The organism is Escherichia sp. E2661 (assembly GCF_004745185.1).
Classification (GTDB): domain Bacteria; phylum Pseudomonadota; class Gammaproteobacteria; order Enterobacterales; family Enterobacteriaceae; genus Escherichia.
Genome location: NZ_PDIG01000054.1, coordinates 1 through 579, shown reverse-complemented (window position 1 = coordinate 579; position 579 = coordinate 1). Strand labels below are relative to the sequence as shown.

Genomic DNA, 579 nt, shown 5'->3' with positions numbered 1-579 from the left:
CCCCTTGAACCGAGGATCAGGTCGTTACCAGTTAATACTGGTGCTAACATCTCGGCCACCTGCGCCGGGTCCGGCACCAGAATCGGATCAATTTTCCCACGGCCACGGATTGTACGACACAACGAACGACTGTCCGCTCCCGGAATAGGTGCTTCGCCTGCCGGATACACTTCCAGCATCAGCAGGGTATCCACCTGAGTCAGCACATTGGCAAAATCGTCATACAGGTCGCGCGTACGGGTGAAACGGTGCGGCTGAAACAGCATCACCAGGTTTTTATCCGGCCAACCTGCACGCGCCGCTTTAATAGTCGCGTCCACTTCGGTCGGGTGGTGACCATAGTCATCAACCAGCATTGCCGTACCGCTTTTACCATTCACGGGTTCCAATGGAAATTCACCAAGGAAATCAAAGCGGCGTCCGGTCCCCTGGAAACTCTCCAGCGCACGCAAAATAGCCTCGTCTTCAATCCCCTCTTCCGTGGCGACCGCAACGGCAGCGGCAGCATTCAGGGCATTGTGACGACCTGGCGCATTCAGTGTAACGCGCATTGGCTCTTTGTCCTGACGCAGCAGCGTA

Annotated in this window: 1 protein-coding gene; it reads right to left on the bottom strand. The window is 56.3% G+C overall.

Annotated features, from left to right (window positions below):
- A partial coding sequence (locus tag CRI63_RS23575) for a cyanophycin synthetase (protein WP_276606377.1) occupies nt 1-579 on the bottom strand: 579 nt, incomplete at both ends.